This window comes from Streptomyces sp. B5E4 (assembly GCF_039871555.1).
GTDB lineage: Bacteria > Actinomycetota > Actinomycetes > Streptomycetales > Streptomycetaceae > Streptomyces.
The window spans coordinates 18,386-35,317 of record NZ_JBDPMI010000024.1; the positions used below are offsets into that span (position 1 = coordinate 18,386).

Genomic DNA, 16,932 nt, shown 5'->3' on the forward strand with positions numbered 1-16,932 from the left:
AAGTTGATTTATCCGAAAGATGCCCTATCCGATCCTTCGCCATCCGGGACGGTGGTCCGGCCCCGAGTCGACGGTCGGCCAGTGCCGGGCAGGCGGCTCCCGGGGAGTGCTGGAGGAATGCCTGTGCACCGGGACACGATCCACAAGGACACCGCACCGGTCGTCACTCCCCGTCTCACCGACTACGACCGGACACGCTCCGCCTTCACCTGGGCGCAGGCGCGCGCCGCACTGGCCGGGCTGCCCGGCGGCGGGCTCAACATGGCACACGAGGCGGTCGACCGGCACGCCGCATCGGATCGCTCGGACACGGTCGCGCTGCGGTGCGTCGCCAAGGACGGCTCCGTCTCGACCGTCACCTACGGGGAACTGGCCCGCCGTACGGCCCGCTTCGCCAACGTGCTGCGGGCACTCGGCGTCGGTCGCGGGGACCGGGTGGTCACGCTGCTGGGCCGCTGCCCCGAGCTGTACACCGCGGTGCTGGGCACACTCAAGAACACCAGCGTCCTCTGCCCGCTCTTCTCCGCCTTCGGACCCGACCCGGTGGAGCAGCGGCTGCGCCTCGGCGACGCGCGGGTCCTGGTCACCACCGCGGCCCTGTACCGGCGGAAGGTCGCCGGGCGCCGGGCGTCGGTCCCCGGCCTGAAGCACGTCCTGATCGTCGGGCCCGGCGCCGAGGACCTGACCGGCACCTCCCCCTTCGACGAGCTGATGGCAGCCGCTCCGGACACCTTCACCATCCCGCCGACCTCGCCGGACGACATGGCGCTGCTGCACTTCACCAGCGGCACCACCGGCGCCCCCAAAGGCGCGGTCCACGTCCACGAAGCCGTCGTCGCCCACTACGCCACAGCGGCATACGCGCTGGACCTGCACCCCGAGGACGTGTACTGGTGCACCGCCGATCCCGGCTGGGTGACCGGCATGTCATACGGGATCATCGCCCCGCTCGTCCACGGCGTGACCGTGGTGGTCGACGAAGGCGACTACGAGGCCCGCCGCTGGTACCGGATCCTCGGCGAGCAGCGGGTCACCGTCTGGTACACCGCACCCACGGCCCTGCGGATGCTCATGCGCGCCACCCCCCGTAACGGCCCCTACGACCTGCCGCGCTCCTACGACCTGTCGGCACTGCGCTTCGTCGCCTCCGTCGGCGAGCCGCTGAACCCGGAGGCCGTCGTATGGGGCCAGGACGTGCTGGGCCTGCCGGTGCATGACAACTGGTGGCAGACCGAGACCGGTTGCATCATGATCGCGAACTTTGCGGCCAGCGAGATCCGGCCCGGTTCGATGGGACGTCCGCTGCCCGGCGTGGAAGCGACGGTACTGAAGCGCGGCGAGGACGGCCGGGCACTGGTCACCGACGGAAAGGTCACCCAGGCGGAAAGCCCGGACACCGAGGGCGAGCTGGCGCTCCGGCCGGGCTGGCCGTCGATGTTCCGGGGGTACCTCCACGACAAGCGGCGCTACCAGGCCGCCTTCGCCGACGGCTGGTACCTGACCGGTGACCTGGTCCGCCGGGATGCGGACGGCTGGTACTGGTTCGTGGGGCGTGCCGACGACGTCATCAAGTCGGCAGGTCATCTGATCGGCCCGTTCGAGGTGGAGAGCGCGCTCATGGAGCACCCTGCGGTGGCGGAGGCCGGGGTGATCGGCCGGCCGGACCCGGTCGCCGGGAACGTGGTGAAGGCGTTCGTGTCGCTGCACCCCGGTGTGGGGCCGACCACGGATCTGGAGCGGGAGCTGCTGGCTTTCGGCCGCCGCAGGCTGGGCCCCGCCGCCGCTCCCCGGGAGATCACGTTCGATCAGAACCTTCCCAAGACCCGCAGCGGGAAGGTGATGCGCCGTGTGCTGCGCGCACGTGAACTCGGACTTCCCAGCGGGGACGTGTCCACGTGGGAGAGGCCCGTATGAGCGCGGCCCGCCCCACGCGCGCGAGGAGGGACCCGGCGACCGCGCGTACCGCGAAGAAGAAGTCCGGCAAGAAGACCGCGACGGCCAAGCGGAGCACAGGCACCGCGCCGCCGACCCGGCAAGGGCCCGCAGGACACCGAGCGGGCCTGCTGGAGTCGATGATGCGCATCCGGCGCTTCGAGGAACGGTGCGTCGAGCTGTACAGCGCCGCGAGGATCCGCGGATTCGTCCACCTCTACATCGGCGAGGAGGCCGTCGCGGTCGGCGTCAACGAGGCGCTGGCACCCGGGGACGCGGTCGTCGCCACCTACCGTGAGCACGGTCACGCGCTGGCCCGCGGAATCACAGCCGAGGCGGTCATGGCCGAGATGCACGGCAGGACCACCGGATGCAGCGGCGGCCGGGGCGGATCCATGCACCTGTTCGACGCGAGTCGCCGCTTCTACGGCGGCAACGCCATCGTCGCCGGCGGGCTCCCGCTTGCCGGCGGCCTCGCCCTCGCGGACCGCATGAGCGGGCAGGCCAACGTCACCTGCTGCTTCTTCGGCGACGGGGCCTTCGCCGAAGGCGCGTTCCACGAGACCGCGAACCTGGCCGTTCTGTGGAAGCTCCCCCTGCTGCTGGTCTGCGAGAACAACCTCTATGCCATGGGCACGGCGCTGGAGCGGCACGAGGGGCAGACCGACCTGGCCATGCGCGCCGCCTCCTACGGCATGGCCTCCTGGGCGGTGGACGGCATGGACGTGGAAGCCGCCGAGCAGGCCGCCCGACGGGCCGCCGAGGGCATCCGGGCAGGCGCCGGACCCCACTTCCTGGAGCTGCGCACGTACCGGTTCCGCGCCCACTCGATGTACGACCCCGACCGCTACCGCGAGAAGGCCGAGATCGAGCAGTGGAAGACCAGGGATCCGATCGCCCTGCTCACGGACCGCATGCGCGACAACGGCGAGTTGAGCGACGAGGACCTGGCACGGATCGGGCAACGGATCGACGACGAGATCGACCACGCCGTCGCCGCAGCCGAAAAGGCGCCCGAGGAACCGGTGGAGAACCTGCTCCGCCACGTCACCAGCTCCGCCGCGGAGGCGGTGACCCGGCGGTGAGCACCGACGGAGAGCGCGGGGCGAAGACGACTTTCCGCGAGGCGCTGCGCGAGGCGCTCCGGGACGCGCTGCGCTCCGACGACCGTGTCTTCCTGATGGGAGAGGACGTGGGACGGTACGGCGGATGCTTCGGCGTCAGCCTCGGCCTGCTGGAGGAGTTCGGCCCCGAACGCGTACGTGACACCCCGCTGTCGGAGTCCGCGTTCGTGGGCGCCGGCATCGGCGCCGCCCTGGCGGGACTGCGCCCGGTCGTCGAGATCATGACCGTCAACTTCAGCCTGCTCGCCCTCGACCAGATCCTCAACAACGCGGCCACGCTGTTGCACATGTCGGGTGGCCAACTGCCCGTCCCCCTGGTCATCCGCATGACCACGGGAGCCGGGCGGCAGCTCGCCGCCCAGCACTCCCACAGTCTGGAGGGCTGGTACGCGCACATCCCCGGCATTCGTGTCCTCGCCCCCGCCACCCTGGAGGACGCCCGCGGCATGCTGGCCCCGGCGATCGCGGACCCGGACCCCGTACTGATCTTCGAGCACGGGAGCCTCTACAACGTCTCCGGTGAACTCCCCGCCTCCGCGGCCCCCGTGGACCTGGATCACGCGGCCGTCCGCAGGTCCGGCACCGACATCTCACTGATCACCTACGGTGGTTCGCTGCCCAAGGCACTCGCGGCAGCGGACGAGCTGGCCGTCGAAGGCATCAGCGCCGAGGTGATCGACCTGCGCACGCTGCGTCCTCTCGACGACGCGGCAATCGCGGCTTCCGTGGCCCGGACCCACCGTGCGGTGGTCATCGACGAAGCCTGGCGTACAGGCAGCCTCGCCGCCGAGGTCTCCGCGCGCATCGCCGAAGAGTCGTTCTACGAACTGGACGCGCCCGTCGAGCGGTTGTGCAGTGCGGAGGTTCCCATGCCGTATGCCCGGCAGTTGGAGGAGGCCGCCCTGCCGCAGACCGCCGACATCGTCGCGGCGGCCCACCGGGCGGTGGACTGAGCATGGCGGAGTTCACCATGCCCTCCCTCGGCGCCGACATGGACGAGGGCACCCTCCTGGAATGGCTGGTGGGGCCCGGAGATTTCGTACACAGAGGCGATCCGGTCGCGGTCGTCGAAACCGCCAAGTCGACGATCGAGGTGGAATGTTTCGAGACCGGGACCATGACGGAGCTGCTCGCCGAGCCCGGCACCACGGTGCCGGTCGGGACACCGCTCGCCGTGATCGGACCCGCGCAGGAGAAGCCGGTGAAGCGGCGCGCGCCAGGCAGACCGCGAAAGTCCGGCAAAGCCGGGAAGCACGCAGAGGCCGAGCAGGTGTCTGCCACACGACGGCACGGACACATCGAGTCGGGCCCTCTGGCCCGTCGTCGCGCCGAGGACACGGGTGTCGACCTGGAGACACTGCACGGCTCCGGTCCCGGCGGACGAGTCACCCGGGCCGACGTCGAAGAAGCCGCCCTTCGCACGGTCCCCCGGACGCGGCGGGTGCGGGCAACCCCCCTCGCCCGGCGCCTCGCCGCCGAGTTGGGCGTCGACCTGGCCGAGGTGAACGGGACGGGCAAGGAGTCGTCCGTCCGTGCCGGCGACGTACGGAAGGCGGCCTCCGGGCAGCCGGCCCCGCCCGCACGTACCGCCAGGCCTCCGTCCGCCGTACGGCCGTCCACCACGGGTCCGCCAGAAGACCGGGTGGCAGCCAGGCGGCAGGCGATCGCGGCCCTGATGAGCCGCGCCAACCGGGACATCCCCCACTACTACCTCTCCACCACCGTGGACATGGCCACCGCCATGGAGTGGCTGCATGAGCACAACCGGCGCAGCCCGCTCAGTGAACGGCTGCTCCCGGCGGCGCTGCTGCTCAAGGCGTCGGCCCTGGCCGCCCGGGAGGTCCCCGGGCTCAACGGTTTCTGGACCGGCGACCACTTCACGGCCGGCGAGGGCATCCACCTCGGCGTGGCCGTGTCCCTGCGCGGCGGAGGACTCGTCGCCCCGGCGCTCCGCCACGCCGACACCCTGGCCCTTCCGCAGCTCATGACCGCCCTGAAGGACGTGGTCAGCCGGGCCCGTGCGGGCAGGCTGCGGGCTTCCGAAGTGTCCGACGCCACGATGACGGTCACCCATCTCGGCGATCAAGGGGTGGAGACCGTCCTCGGCGTCATCTACCCGCCGCAGGTGGCGCTGATCGGCTTCGGCCGGGTGGCCGACCGGCCTTGCGCCGTCGACGGTCTGCTGGGGGTGCGCCCCGTGGTCACGGCGACGCTTGCGGCGGACCACCGGGCCACGGACGGTGCCGTCGGCGCCCGCTACCTCGATGCGGTCGGCCACCTCCTCCAGAACCCGGAGGGACTGTGACCATGAACCGAACCGACGCACTGGACCTGGTCAGGGAGTCGATCTCCCGTGTCGTCCCCGGCGCCGATGTCACTGACCTGGCCCCCGACGATCCGTTCCGCGACATGCTCGACATGGACTCGCTGGACTTCCTGAGCTTCGTGGAACTGCTCAGCGAACGGTCTGGCGTCCGGATCGAGGACGAGGACGCGCCCCGGCTTTCCACGCTGTCCGGCAGCGCCGACTTCCTCGTCGCCCGCACGCGGTAACCCGGCGCATGCTTACTGGAAAGCCGCGTGGATCTCCTGCTCGGTCGCCGAGTGCGAGACGAGGAGCAGTTCGTCGCCGGGCCGGAGCAGCACCGACGGGTCCGGCACGGTGGGCTGTCCGTTCCGGACGACGGTGGCGACGATCGTCCCTTCGGGCAGCCTCATCTCGCCCAGTGTCCGGCCCGACGCTCTGGACTGCGAGGTGATGGCCGTTTCGATGACGGCGACACCGGCCTTGCTGAGCCGCAGCAGCGCGACCGTGTCGGTGGCCTCGGTGGCTTCCTCGATGAGGGAGATCAGCGGCGCGGCGATGGGAACGACGACGTCGACGCCCCAGTGACTGTCGAACAGCCAGGTGTTGTCGGCTTCGTTCACCCGGGCGGTCACCCGGGGCACCGAGAACCGGCGCTTGGCGAGGAGGCTGATGACGAGGTTGCCCTCGTCGGCGCCCGTGACCGCGACGACGAGGTCGGCGGCCAGCGCACCGGCGTGTTCCAGGAGCGACGGCTCGCAGGCGTCCCCGGCGACCAGCCGGGCGGCGATGCGGCCCTGGCGTGCGGTGGATCTGGTGCACGGACCTCTCCGGCATCGAGCCGGGGCACATCGGGACCCGCGCTCCCGCCGGGCGGAGCGCCGCCGTCCGGCGCCGGCGGGCCGGCACCGGTGGCGTGCCGCTCAGCCGTTCGTCGGCTCACGCCGGGACCGAGATGACCGGACACCGGGCGTGATGCAGCACCCCCTGGCTCACCGAGCCGAGCAGTATTCCCGTGAACCCGCCGTGGCCCCGGGTCCCCACCACCAGGCCCAGAGAGTGTTCCGAGGCGTCCGTCAGGGCCTGCACCGGGTGACCGCGGACGACTTCGTGGTGCAACTCCACGTCCGGGTACGTCGCTTCACGGCCTGCGACTGTCTCCGAGAGCACCCGGCGGCACTCCCGCATCGCGGCGTGCTCGTCCGGCGCGCCGATGAGCGGGGGATGCCACACGTACAGGGCGCGCAGCCGCGCCCCGCGCAGCTCTGCCTCCTCGAACGCCATGTCCACCGCCGCCGCCGACTGCGGGCTGCCGTCGACGCCGACCACGAAGTACGCGGGCTCCTGGCTCACGTGCTCCGGCTCCCGTACCACGACGACCGGGCAGGGGGCACGGGCGGTGAGCGGGAGCGCCACCGAGGCGGGGGAGAACAGCTCGCGCCGTCTGCTCAGGTGCCGGGAACCCACCACGACCATGGAGGCGTTCCGGGCCTCCTGCAGCAGAACCCAGGGTGGCTCTTCCTCTGCCAGCACCGTCGACACCTCCACCGACGGCTGCCGGGACCCGACGAACACAGCCGCCTGACGGAGCAACTGGTCGCCCACGCCGCGCAGCGCCCGGTCCCACTCCTCCCGGTACCGCCGTGTCGCCTCCGCCCGGTATCCACCGGCCACGGGCGGCAGGGCCTGTGCGTGCACGAGCCGCAGCGGCAGGTGACGCCGGCCCGCTTCGTCGGCGGCCCAGCCCAGTGCCAGACGCTTCGTACGATCGGGGTCGACGCCCACCACGATCGGCCGACGCCCGGTCGCACCAGCCATGACTGCCTCCAGAGAGGTTCTCGCCCACGCGTCTTTCGATTTCCTCCCAGCCTGCCTCCCGTGACCGTATGCCGCACGCCAGGCCACACCATGATGAAACGGGCCCACAGTAACGGCCGGCGCGCCTCCCCTACGGCCGCTCGGCCCGCACTCCTTCCTCCGTGCCGGCGGCCACGCTTGTCTTCGCGGCGATCGATTCCTTGCCCACGTCGTGTGCGACGGGTTCGCCGTCGCCGGTGGAAGCGTGCCGGAAGGCCGCACCGGAACGGGGCTTCGGGCCCCATCCTGTGCGCCCTGCTGCACTGCGGTCCGCTCGGCGGCTCGTTCCACTGCGTCACCCCTCGGCATCCGCCGCCGCGGTACGCTCCCGGCTTCCTCCGACCGGCCCGGGCGCCCACACCCTGCGCTCGGCCCTTGTGAGCAGCACCGACGAGCAGGGTGCGCCGCGGGACATCTCATGGACATACTGGGCATATGGGAGCAGGAAGGGAGTTGCTCGTCGCTTCCCCCGGCGTGCGGAGTCACGTCGCGCGGGTCATGACCGTGAGCCCGGGGAGGGCTCGGCGATCCACCGTACGAAGGAAGTGCGCCGCCGCATGTCCCGTCCCGTGATCGTCGGTGTGGACGGGTCCCCAGAGGCCGTCGCGGCTGCCGGATGGGCTGCGCGGGAATCGGCGTTGCGTGGAGTGGACCTGCGTATCGTTTACGCAGATCAGTGGCTGGGTGCGGAGACGATTCAGCACAGCAGCCCCGGAGCACGGCGCCGCTGGGCCGAAGAGCTACTGGACGAGGCAGCGGAAGCAGGGCGGCGCGAGTACCCGGCTCTGGAGATCGAGATCCGGCACCTGTCCGGTCAGCCCGCAGGTGTCCTGGCCGACGAGGCGGCCGAGGCCGGTCTCCTCGTACTCGGCTCGCGCGGACTGGGCGGGGTGAGGGGTTTTCTCCTCGGGTCGGTCGGTATGGCGACGATCAGCGTCACGGAGCGACCGGTCGTGCTCGTACGGGAACCGGGAGGGCCGGACACTCCGGACCGGGTCGCCCCGGCCGGTCCCACGCGCGACGTGGTCGTGGGTGTGGACATCGACCAGTGCTTCGCCCCGCTGCTCGACTTCGCTTTCCGGGAGGCCGCGCCCCGTGGCGACCGCGTCGTCGTCCTGTACGGGTGGTCGATCCGACCCGTGGTCCGCGACGCCTCGGCGCTCGTCGCAGCCGAGCGGGAGGTGGGCCCGGACATCGCGCGGCGCCTCGCGGAAGCCCTGAGACCGTGGCGGCGGAAGTTCCCGTCGGTCGAGGTCGTCGAACGATCGCCCATCGGCGGCCCGGCGCAACTGCTGTTGCACGCCACGGGCAACGCGGACCTCGTAGTGGTCGGCCGGCGTGCGCGCAGGGGCCCCTGGGGGGCGCACATCGGGTCCGTCACCCATGCCGTGATTCACCACTGCCCCGTGCCCGTCGCCGTCATCGCTCATGATTGACGCGTTCGCCGCCCGGACCGTGCCTTCGCCGAGGGCCGTCGCGCACACCCCGGCGGGGCCCGGCGTGCCCGCGGGGCTGATCGGCCCGTTCAGGCCGCCCTCCTGTGTGTCGGACGTGGACCGTCCAGCACCGGTGAGGATCCTTGGCACATGAACATCGCGGTCGCGGTGCCGAGCGCTCTGCTGGCCGCCCTGTGTTTCGGTATCGGGTCGGTGCTGCAGCACGAGGCAGCGCGGCAGGCGCCGATGCACATGTCGCTGCGGCTTCGGCTCCTGCTCGACCTGGCCCGACGGCCGGGATGGCTGGCAGGGCTGGGGCTTGCCATCTCTTCCTTCGCCTTTTTGTGGATCGCGCTCGCCTTCGGTTCCCTGGCCCTGGTCCTGCCGCTGGCGGCAACCGATCTCCTCTTCGCGCTGCCGTTCCTGGCCCTGCGGCGTGGGGAGCGACTGACCGGTTCGGAGATGACCGGGATCATCTGCACAGCGGGGGGCGTGGCCGTTTTCCTGACAGTGCTTCCGCTCTCGCCCCGGACCACGATCCCGGGGATCCTCGACTGGGCGCCTGCGCTCGTGGCGGTGGTCGGCGTCGTGGCACTGCTGGCGCCCATGGGAGCGTGGCACCCCGGACGGTTACGAGCCGCCGCGTACGCCGTCTGCGCGGCGTCGGTGCTGGCGCTTCTCGACAGCCTGACCAAGAGCACGGCCGCCCGGTTCAGGACCGAGGGCCTCGACACACTCTTCCACTGGGAACCGTATGGGCTGATCACCGTCGGGGTGGCGGGCCTGGTTCTGTCACAGAGCGCCTTCCAGGCCGGCTCCCTGGCCATCAGCCTGCCGATCATCGACACCCTGGAGCCGATCGGTGCCGTCGCGATCGGCATCGCCGTCTTCGGCGAGCAGCTCGCCCTCACCGACTGGGCCCTGACGGTGCAGATGCTGGGGGCGGCGGCGGCCGTGACAGGCATCGTGCTCCTGGGCCGGTCGCCGCTGGCCAGGTGAGGACATGACAAGGGCGTGGAACAGGCGTCCTGCGAGAGCTGCGCCGCCGGAGCGCGGGCCGGGAGCCGGCGCCGGCCCGTCGCGGATGCCGAGGCCCCGGCGACCGGTTGGCCGTGCGGCTCTATCGGGGTCAGGCTTGACGCAAGGGGCCTTAGCGGAGGAGAGCGGTGAGTGGTGTGGTGATCGTGGGAGTGGACGGCTCGGCGCCGAGTCTTGTCGCTGTGGACGCCGCCGCCAGGGAGGCCCGGTGGCGAAGCGCAGGGCTGCGGATCGTCCATGCCTTCCGCTGGCCGCCGAACCGCGTGCCGATGGGGCCGCCGGTGCCGCCGCCGGACGAGCGCGAGATCCGGGAGATGACGGAGAGCCTCGTCACCGAGGCCGTGGATCGGGCCAGAGCCGTGGCGCCGTCGGTGGACGTCACCCATGCTGTGGTGACGGGCGAGCCGCTCACGGTGCTGGAAGGACAGTCGCGGGCCGGGGAGCTGGTGGTCGTCGGGTCCCGGGGCATGGGAGGGTTCGCCGGGCTGCTGGCGGGCTCCACGGCGGTGCACCTGGCGGCGCACGGACGATGTCCCGTGCTCGTCGTGCGGGGCGGGCCGGAGCCGGCCGGGCCGATCGTGCTGGGAGCCGACGGCTCCCGGGCCGGTGGGGCGGCGGTGGAGTTCGCGTTCGCGGAGGCTGCGCTGCGCGGCGCAGGCGTCCTCGCCCTGCATGCATGGACCACGTGGAACGCCCCCGTGCCTCCGCCGCAGGATCCCGCAGAACCGTACGCGAGCAGGCCGGGCATGCTCGCCCAGGCCGAGGAGCGTCTGCTCTGCGAGGCGCTCGCGGGTCATCGGGAGAGGTACCCGGACGTCCCGGTCGAGCTTCGCGTCGTGCACGGTCCCACCCGTGAGGCTCTGATCGAGGCAAGCAGTACCGCGCAGCTCCTGGTCGTCGGTGCACGAGGGCGCGGCGGGTTCGCGGGACTGCTGCTCGGCTCGGTGAGCCAGGCGGTGCTGCATCACGCGCACTGCCCGGTCGCCGTGGTGCGCTCCGGCGAGAGCTGACGGCAGCTTCGGCGGTTGCACGCCGACGGCGCCCTCGTCGGCTCGCTGTGGTTCTGCGCCTCGGTGGCAGCCCTGACCGCCGAGGGTACGGACGCCGTAGTGCCGGCGGTGGCCATGCCCCGGTGGCGGGAGGCTGACCGCCGTGACGCCGGGCAGCCGGATCCACGGCATTGCATGGCCTATACATTAAAGCGGAACTCCACCGCGACGCCCGTGGCTGCGCAATGGTTCGGAGGTTGGGTTCGGTTCGCGCACGCTGCCCCGCCCGTTCCACCTCTGCCCCGACACCAAGGTCGCGTTACACCTCCATGACACCATCGCGCCGGGAAGTTCCGGGAAACCGCAGGCAGGGACGTGGCGCATCCTGGCGTGGGAAACGACCCCGACCCAGGTAAACACCCAGGTCAGGGCCGTAAAGGCGGACGAGTCGGCCTGTACGCCGGGTCCTGTCTCCCTTTCGGGCGTAGCGCTCTGACCTGGAGAGATGCGGTGTTACGGCGACGGCGTTACCCATCCCGTGCACAGTGTGACGAGGTCCGAGCGTCGATCAGTCGCCGTGGTAGAGGCGATGCGGCTCGATCAGTTGGATGGTGGGGTCGCTTTCGGCGCGGAGGCGCAGGTCGTCGGTGAAGCCGGCGGCGCTGTAGCAGTGCAGTCTCGTGGCGTCGGTGGCTGTGCCGCGTGCCATGAGCAGGGAGCGGATGCGCTGGAGGCGGTCCAGATGTCTCTGCCCCATGACGTCGTTCCACTTGACTTCACCGATGGCCAAAAGCCCCTCGACGCCGTTTTCAATCTCGCCGTGGACGGCGACGTCGACCTCGTGGCCGGTCTTCGCGGCGGGGTCGTTGACGGTGCCGCTCGCCACTCTGGTGGCCACCCCGCCGTGGGTTTCGGCCGAGGCGTGCCAACGGGCCCACTCGCGGCAGACCTGCTCGAAGTGCGGGCCGACGACTTTGCTGCGGAACGTGGACTGGGCGCGGCGCCACACCGCACCGGCGCGTCCGGGGCGCTCCAGGTCACCCCAGGCAGGACGCATGACTGCGTGGTAGAAGGCGATGAGGGGTTCGGCGATGCGGTAGGCGGAGCGGTTGCGGCGGAAGGCGTCAGCCTCGTGCGTGATCATGCCGACGTCCTGAAGGACGCTGAGCGGGTGGGCGAGATCGGTGGACTTACGGCCGAGGTAGTCGGCGATGCCGCCGCGAGCGGTGTTTCCGGCGGCGATGGCGGCCAGGACCGAGTGATAGAGGGCGGTGTCGTGGAGTTCTGGCTCTTCGGCGAGCAGATAGCGGGCTTCCCGGAAGAGCGGGCGGGCAGGATTGAGGACTGCGCGGACGACCCAGGCGTCGAAGTCGTCGGGGCCGGCGGGGGCGTCGCCTTGGGTGAACTCGCGGCGATAGGCGGGAGTACCGCCGACGATGGCGTGGGTGAGCAGCGCGGTGCGCGGGTCGGCGATCTCCCAGAACTCGGCGGCGAGACGGAAGTCCAGAGTGGGGACGACGAGCTCCAGGCCGGCGCGGCCGCGCAACGGGGCGTTTCCGGCGAGGAGTCCCCCCATGAAGGACAGCGCGGAACCGCACAGCAAGAGCCGTACGGGGGTATTGATGCGCTGGGCCGTCGGATCGAGGGCACGCTGGATGATCGAGGGGAGAGCCGGGGACGCCTTCGCGACGAAGGGAAACTCGTCGATGACCGCCGTGACGGGGCTGCCCCCGTCCGCGATACGCATGAGCTCGGTGACAGCTTCACCCCAGTCGGCGAAACGGAAAGGCGTCGGCTGATCGCGGTAGTGAGCGAGAGCCGCGCCGAACTGACGCAAGGCGTCAGCTTCCGTGGTCTCCGTAGCAGTGAACATGAACCCGCCGCTCGCGCGGATAAGGGCGTCGAGCAGGAAGGTCTTGCCCTGGCGACGCCGTCCGGAGACCACGCCGAGGGTGGCCCGGGATCCTGGCATGGCTGCGAAGCGAGCCAGTTCCGACCACTCGAAGTCGCGGTCGAACATCTCGGCGGGTCTGTCCATGGAGGCACGCATCCTTGAGAAGTATAATTGCGCCTATTATAACTGCAACTCTTACAAGGTCCGCTCCGGCCGTACAGACCACTGTGCAACCGGGGGGCGAGGCGAGGTCGGAGCGAAGACGAACGAGACCGCGCACTTCCGGCTGCCGGTCGCCCAGGGGGCGGCTCAGTAGGGCCGCGCCGTAGCCAGTGCCGGTGCCCACGTCGAGCACGTCCACGCCCTCGTCCGGGCGCGGGTGCCTGGCCATCTGCACCACCAGCGACGGCAGCCTGGAGGACGACGACGGCCACCATTCGGGGCGGTCGTCGGGCTTGGCGTGGTCGGCGTGCGGTTCGCCGAGGCGGGTGACGAGCGTGGCGTCACGGTAGGCCGCGCGCATCCACCCGGACCGGTCGCTCGGCCGTCGCAGAGCACCGCCCCGATCGGGGTGGCGTCCCACCAGCGGGGGACGAACACGTGCCGCGGCGTGTTCCGTGCGGCCTTCCTAGCTCAGGGCCCGAGGCTCCCATGGGGACTCACGTCAAGGCTTCGGCAGGCTAGTGCCAGGTCTCCCAGCGCACGGCCTCGTCAAGGACGGCCCGGGCGCCGTCGAAGTCCGCCAGGCGAGCGGCGACCGTGCGTGCGGCGAGGTGCTCGGGGAGGGCGGCCGAGAACTTCAGGCCCTGCACAGCACGGGGGTTGACGTCAGGCAGGACAAGGTGGTGGGCGAGGGCGGCACAGGCGGCCTGCCAACTCTGCGGTGTCGTTGCCGTATTGAGGCGGATCCGGGCGTCGTCGGGGTGTTGTACGGGGTCGGCGAGGGCCCCGAGTGATGCGATGAGGGTGGCATTGGCGCGGAAGCCGGCCCAGGTCCACCACTCGAGCTTGTCGCCCTCGCGGCGTAGGAGCGTCCCGCGTGCGTCGACGTACGAGGCCCGGTTCTCTCGGAGTTCGGCGAGGCGTGCTTGCGCGCGTCGAGTGAGGCGGACGGGCGGGTCCGCGCCGAGGAGTACGTCGCGCATGGCGCGGGTGAGTGGGAAGGAGAGGCCGCTGAGCCCGTAGCTGTCCCAGCGGGCGCGGCCGCCGCCTTCGGCGGGTTCGACGAAGGCGCGTCTGCGGTTGAAGTCGATGTGGCCGATCTGCCAGCTGCGTCCGCCGAGGAGCAGCAGGCGCGGCCCCTCATGCTGTTCCAGCAGGAGCCGAGGGTCGATGGTGCCGAGGTCCTTGCGGCCGAAGTAGACGGTGAACTGCGGCGGGGCGGTGAAGGCCGCGGTGAGGGCCATGAAGTGGCGGCGGCCGAAGTGCTTCTCGGCCTGGGGGCCGATGAAGAGGAGCCCTCCGTCGGTGTCGAGGAATCCGCCGCTGACCAGGTACTTGATGATCGGCGTCGCGCTCTTGTCGAAGGGTGCGAGACCGTTCCACTCCTCGTGCCAGGTGCGGTCGCCGAGTGTGTGCTGCTGCAGGGCCGCGGCGAGAATCTGCTGGGCGACGAGGTGGCGCGGCTGTGGCGGCGGGACGACGGGCTCGATCCAGTGGCGGCCCCACAGCAGGAGCAGTGCCGCGGCTTTCAAGAGGTCGGTCTCTTCGGTGGCGAGGAAGAGGGCATTGCGTACCGTTCCGGTGCGCCGTCCTGTGCGGCCCAGGCGCTGTAGGAAGGCTGCGACGGTGTCAGGGGCGCCGATCTGGACGACCCGGTCCAAGTCGCCCACGTCGATGCCGAGTTCGAGGGTCGAGGTGGAGACGATCACGCAGTCGCGGGCCTCGGCGAAGGCTTCTTCGGAGCGGCGCCGCTCTTCGAGGGAGAGGGAGGAGTGGGAGAGGTACGTCGTCACGCCGCGGAGACGAAGCTTCTCACCGAGTTCCTCGACGGATGCGCGGGAGTCGCAGAAGACGAGACGCTTTTCGCCACCGTGGAGGAGGGAGATGAGTTTGGCCGCGTTGTCGAGGGAGCCCACGTAGTCGAGTTCGATGTCGCCGGGTGGTGGGGCGCTTCCTTCGGGTGCCTTGGGAGGAACGCCGGGTGCGACGACGCGGCCCCCGCGCTCGTGTGGTTGTGCCCCTTGCAGCCAGTGCAGCAGGTCTTCGGGGTTGCCGACGGTGGCGGACAGGCCGATGCGCTGGATGCGCCGCTCCGCGAGGCGCTCAAGGCGTTCGAGTACGGCGAGCAGGTGCCAGCCGCGGTCGTCCGAAGCGAAGGCGTGCACCTCGTCGACGACAACGGCCCGTACCCCGCCGAGCATGTGCTTGTGGTCGGTCTTCTTGCTGATGAGTTGTGCTTCGAGGGATTCGGGGGTGGTCAGGAGGATGTCAGGGCTGTCGACCCGCATTCGCTTGCGGGCGGATTCCCTGGTGTCGCCGTGCCACAGCGCCGCAGTACGGCCCAGCCATCCCGCGTAGGTCCCGAGGCGTGGTTCAAGGTTGTTGAGGAGGGCTTTGAGGGGGGCGAGGTAGAGCACCGAGGTGCCCTGCCAGTCGCTGTTCTCCATGGCCGCGAGCAGCGGGAACGAGGCGGCCTCGGTCTTGCCGCCCGCGGTGGGGGCGAGCAGCACGGCGTCCTCGCCGTCCATCAGCGGGTCGATGGCGGCCTTCTGCAGGGGCCGCAGGTCGGGCCAGCCGAGGGTGTTGACGATGTGGTGCAGGAGCACGGGATGCAGACGGTCCACCGGATCCGGGCGGTCCAACCGGTCCGGCTCCATCACAGCTCCAGGCCGATGTCGTCCGCTGCCGCCGCGTTGCGTTCCACATCCGTCAACTCGCTCCCGGACAAGGTGAGTTGATAGTGGAGCCGCGGGTCGAACTCCTCGAACTGGTCGATCCGGTCGAGGACGTCTCCGACGAGCTTCTTCAGGAAGATCCGAGGGGCGACGCCGACCTTCCCGCCCAGGCGCCCGCCGACTGCCTTGGCGAGGTCGTCGATGTACGCCTCGTCGGCCACTTCCCGGATCCGTACCGGATCGCCCGCTCCGGCGGTGTACAGGTCCCGGACCTTCAGCCCGAGCTGGACGAGGCGCTCCCCGGTGAAGCCTGGCAGCCGGATCTGCACGGCACGCGGGTTGTCGAAGCGAGGGTCGGTCGTGAAGTCGGTGGCGAGCCGCTGTGCGAGGGGGGCGAGTCGCTGCACACCCTGCGGCCCGTCGTAGAAGGCCGGGGTGCCGGTGATCACCAGATAGAGGCCGGGGAACCGGCCGGAGTGCACCTCGTCGATGAGCTGGCGCAGCGCGTTGAGGGCCTTGTCGCGGGCGTCGGAGCGGACCCGCTGCAGCGTCTCCACCTCGTCGAGTACGACGACGAGGCCGGCGTGACCGGTGTCACGCAGGACGGTGAGGAGCCCTTGGAGGAACCCGAGGGCCCCGAAGTGGTCGAGGTCACCACGCACCCCGGCCGTCTTGCGCGCCGCGGCGGACACGTGCGGCTGTCCGCCGAGCCAGGCGAGGACGGCGGCGGCCGACGTGTCATCGCCGGCTTCGAGCGCCTGCCGGTAGCCGCGCAGTGCGGCGGCGAAGGCCGGTGCGTGCCGGGACACCTCGGCGAGCCGCGCCGACATCAACCGGTCCACGGCATCGGCAAGGGTGTCCTCGCCCACTCCGTCGGCGAGCGCGTCCTCCTCCAGTGCGTAGAACCAGCCGTCGACGACCTGCTGCAGCGCGCTGGGCGGGAAGGCCGAGGTGGCGAGCCGCTCGATGAGCCGCCGGTAGACGGTCTCGAGCTTGTGCAGCGGCGTCTCGTTCTCCGACACCTGGATCTCACAGACGGCGAACCCGCGGGCCTTGCCGCGCTCGGCGAGCCACCGGGTGAAGAACGTCTTGCCGGAGCCGTACTCGCCGCGCACCGCTTTGAAGACGGAGCCGCCGCCTGCGACAGTTTCCAGCTCCTCGTCCACAGCGGGGGTGAACCGGTCGAGGCCGGCCGCGAGCAGATCAAGCCCCTGCTCGGGCACGGCTCCCCGCCGCAGTGCGTCCACGACGCTTCGCCGCCGTACGGTGCTGACCTGACCACGTACGTCATTCACGGGCACCATCCTCGCAAACCTGACCCTCCTGCTGCCCGGGAGTCGGTGTTGCGCGAGGACTTCGGTACCGCGATCGCAGTGCCAGAAGCCCCTGGGCGGGATGAGCCGAAAAGGGCTGGGGGATGGCGATCGCGCCCGTACAATCCAACAAACTAACAAACCGTCAGGGCGGCCTGCCGAGATGCCGGCCACGAGCTGCTCGGTGCAACCACCCACCGAGGCCAG

General features: G+C 70.8%; 13 protein-coding genes. 8 read left to right on the forward strand and 5 right to left on the reverse strand.

The genetic code is table 11. The features are described from left to right. The first annotated feature begins 117 nt into the window (after positions 1 to 117). The 5 genes from acsA to ABGA99_RS26190 are packed head-to-tail and all read left to right on the forward strand — an operon-like array spanning position 118 to position 5,609. The gene (gene acsA / locus ABGA99_RS26170) at positions 118 to 1,914 is read left to right on the forward strand and encodes an acetate--CoA ligase (RefSeq protein ID WP_347579466.1); all 1,797 of its coding nucleotides are present in this window, start codon (positions 118 to 120) and stop codon (positions 1,912 to 1,914) included. Next, the gene (gene pdhA, locus ABGA99_RS26175) at positions 1,911 to 3,017 is read left to right on the forward strand and encodes a pyruvate dehydrogenase (acetyl-transferring) E1 component subunit alpha (RefSeq protein WP_347579465.1); all 1,107 of its coding nucleotides are present in this window, start codon (positions 1,911 to 1,913) and stop codon (positions 3,015 to 3,017) included. Before acsA ends, pdhA begins: the two co-directional genes overlap by 4 nt. After that, positions 3,014 to 4,009 carry an alpha-ketoacid dehydrogenase subunit beta gene (locus ABGA99_RS26180; RefSeq protein ID WP_347579464.1) on the forward strand — a complete coding sequence of 332 codons (996 nt, stop codon included), beginning with the start codon at positions 3,014 to 3,016 and terminating at the stop codon, positions 4,007 to 4,009. The genes pdhA and ABGA99_RS26180 overlap by 4 nt, the downstream gene beginning before the upstream one ends. Before the next feature lie 2 nt (positions 4,010 to 4,011). Continuing rightward, positions 4,012 to 5,361: a 2-oxo acid dehydrogenase subunit E2 gene (locus ABGA99_RS26185; RefSeq protein ID WP_347579463.1), complete on the forward strand. Its 1,350-nt coding sequence runs from the start codon at positions 4,012 to 4,014 to the stop codon at positions 5,359 to 5,361. A 2-nt stretch (positions 5,362 to 5,363) separates the two neighbouring features. After that, positions 5,364 to 5,609, forward strand: a complete 246-nt coding sequence (locus tag ABGA99_RS26190; RefSeq protein WP_347579462.1) for an acyl carrier protein — start codon at positions 5,364 to 5,366, stop codon at positions 5,607 to 5,609. A 12-nt stretch (positions 5,610 to 5,621) separates the two neighbouring features. On the opposite strand, the gene ABGA99_RS26195 is transcribed toward ABGA99_RS26190, so the two are convergent. Both ABGA99_RS26195 and ABGA99_RS26200 read right to left on the reverse strand, forming a co-directional pair. Beyond that, the gene (locus ABGA99_RS26195) at positions 5,622 to 6,152 is read right to left on the reverse strand and encodes a TrkA family potassium uptake protein (protein WP_347583584.1); all 531 of its coding nucleotides are present in this window, start codon (positions 6,150 to 6,152) and stop codon (positions 5,622 to 5,624) included. A 148-nt stretch (positions 6,153 to 6,300) separates the two neighbouring features. Beyond that, entirely contained in the window at positions 6,301 to 7,179 is an 879-nt protein-coding gene (locus tag ABGA99_RS26200; protein ID WP_347579461.1) for a universal stress protein, read from the reverse strand. A gap of 596 nt (positions 7,180 to 7,775) precedes the next feature. Here ABGA99_RS26200 and ABGA99_RS26205 point away from each other — a divergent pair. The 3 genes from ABGA99_RS26205 (at position 7,776) to ABGA99_RS26215 (ending at position 10,702) form a co-directional block, all read left to right on the forward strand. After that, a complete protein-coding gene (locus ABGA99_RS26205) occupies positions 7,776 to 8,654 on the forward strand; it encodes a universal stress protein (protein ID WP_347579460.1) in 879 nt (292 codons plus the stop codon). Positions 8,655 to 8,804: 150 nt separating this feature from the next. Further along, positions 8,805 to 9,653 (forward strand): DMT family transporter, encoded by an 849-nt coding sequence (locus ABGA99_RS26210; protein WP_347579459.1) that lies wholly within the window; start codon positions 8,805 to 8,807, stop codon positions 9,651 to 9,653. 167 nt (positions 9,654 to 9,820) lie between these two features. Continuing rightward, the gene (locus ABGA99_RS26215; protein WP_347583545.1) at positions 9,821 to 10,702 is read left to right on the forward strand and encodes a universal stress protein; all 882 of its coding nucleotides are present in this window, start codon (positions 9,821 to 9,823) and stop codon (positions 10,700 to 10,702) included. Between the two features lie 547 nt (positions 10,703 to 11,249). On the opposite strand, the gene ABGA99_RS26220 is transcribed toward ABGA99_RS26215, so the two are convergent. The 3 genes from ABGA99_RS26220 to brxD all read right to left on the reverse strand — a co-directional run bounded on the left by ABGA99_RS26220 (position 11,250) and on the right by brxD (position 16,716). Next, on the reverse strand, positions 11,250 to 12,701 hold the full coding sequence (locus tag ABGA99_RS26220) for an ATP-binding protein (RefSeq protein ID WP_347583546.1): 1,452 nt from the start codon (positions 12,699 to 12,701) through the stop codon (positions 11,250 to 11,252). 554 nt (positions 12,702 to 13,255) lie between these two features. Then, positions 13,256 to 15,394 carry a DEAD/DEAH box helicase gene (locus tag ABGA99_RS26225; protein ID WP_347583547.1) on the reverse strand — a complete coding sequence of 713 codons (2,139 nt, stop codon included), beginning with the start codon at positions 15,392 to 15,394 and terminating at the stop codon, positions 13,256 to 13,258. Then, entirely contained in the window at positions 15,394 to 16,716 is a 1,323-nt protein-coding gene (brxD, locus tag ABGA99_RS26230; protein WP_347583548.1) for a BREX system ATP-binding protein BrxD, read from the reverse strand. Before brxD ends, ABGA99_RS26225 begins: the two co-directional genes overlap by 1 nt. Positions 16,717 to 16,932 lie beyond the last annotated feature (216 nt).

Coding starts and splice junctions, on each gene's coding strand:
- acsA (WP_347579466.1), top strand. CDS start 118: ATGCCTGTGCACCGGGACACGATCCACAAGGACACCGCACCGGTCGTC.
- pdhA (WP_347579465.1), top strand. CDS start 1,911: ATGAGCGCGGCCCGCCCCACGCGCGCGAGGAGGGACCCGGCGACCGCG.
- ABGA99_RS26185 (WP_347579463.1), top strand. CDS start 4,012: ATGGCGGAGTTCACCATGCCCTCCCTCGGCGCCGACATGGACGAGGGC.
- ABGA99_RS26190 (WP_347579462.1), top strand. CDS start 5,364: ATGAACCGAACCGACGCACTGGACCTGGTCAGGGAGTCGATCTCCCGT.
- ABGA99_RS26200 (WP_347579461.1), bottom strand. CDS start 7,179: ATGGCTGGTGCGACCGGGCGTCGGCCGATCGTGGTGGGCGTCGACCCC.
- ABGA99_RS26205 (WP_347579460.1), top strand. CDS start 7,776: ATGTCCCGTCCCGTGATCGTCGGTGTGGACGGGTCCCCAGAGGCCGTC.
- ABGA99_RS26210 (WP_347579459.1), top strand. CDS start 8,805: ATGAACATCGCGGTCGCGGTGCCGAGCGCTCTGCTGGCCGCCCTGTGT.
- ABGA99_RS26220 (WP_347583546.1), bottom strand. CDS start 12,701: ATGTTCGACCGCGACTTCGAGTGGTCGGAACTGGCTCGCTTCGCAGCC.
- ABGA99_RS26225 (WP_347583547.1), bottom strand. CDS start 15,394: ATGGAGCCGGACCGGTTGGACCGCCCGGATCCGGTGGACCGTCTGCAT.
- brxD (WP_347583548.1), bottom strand. CDS start 16,716: ATGGTGCCCGTGAATGACGTACGTGGTCAGGTCAGCACCGTACGGCGG.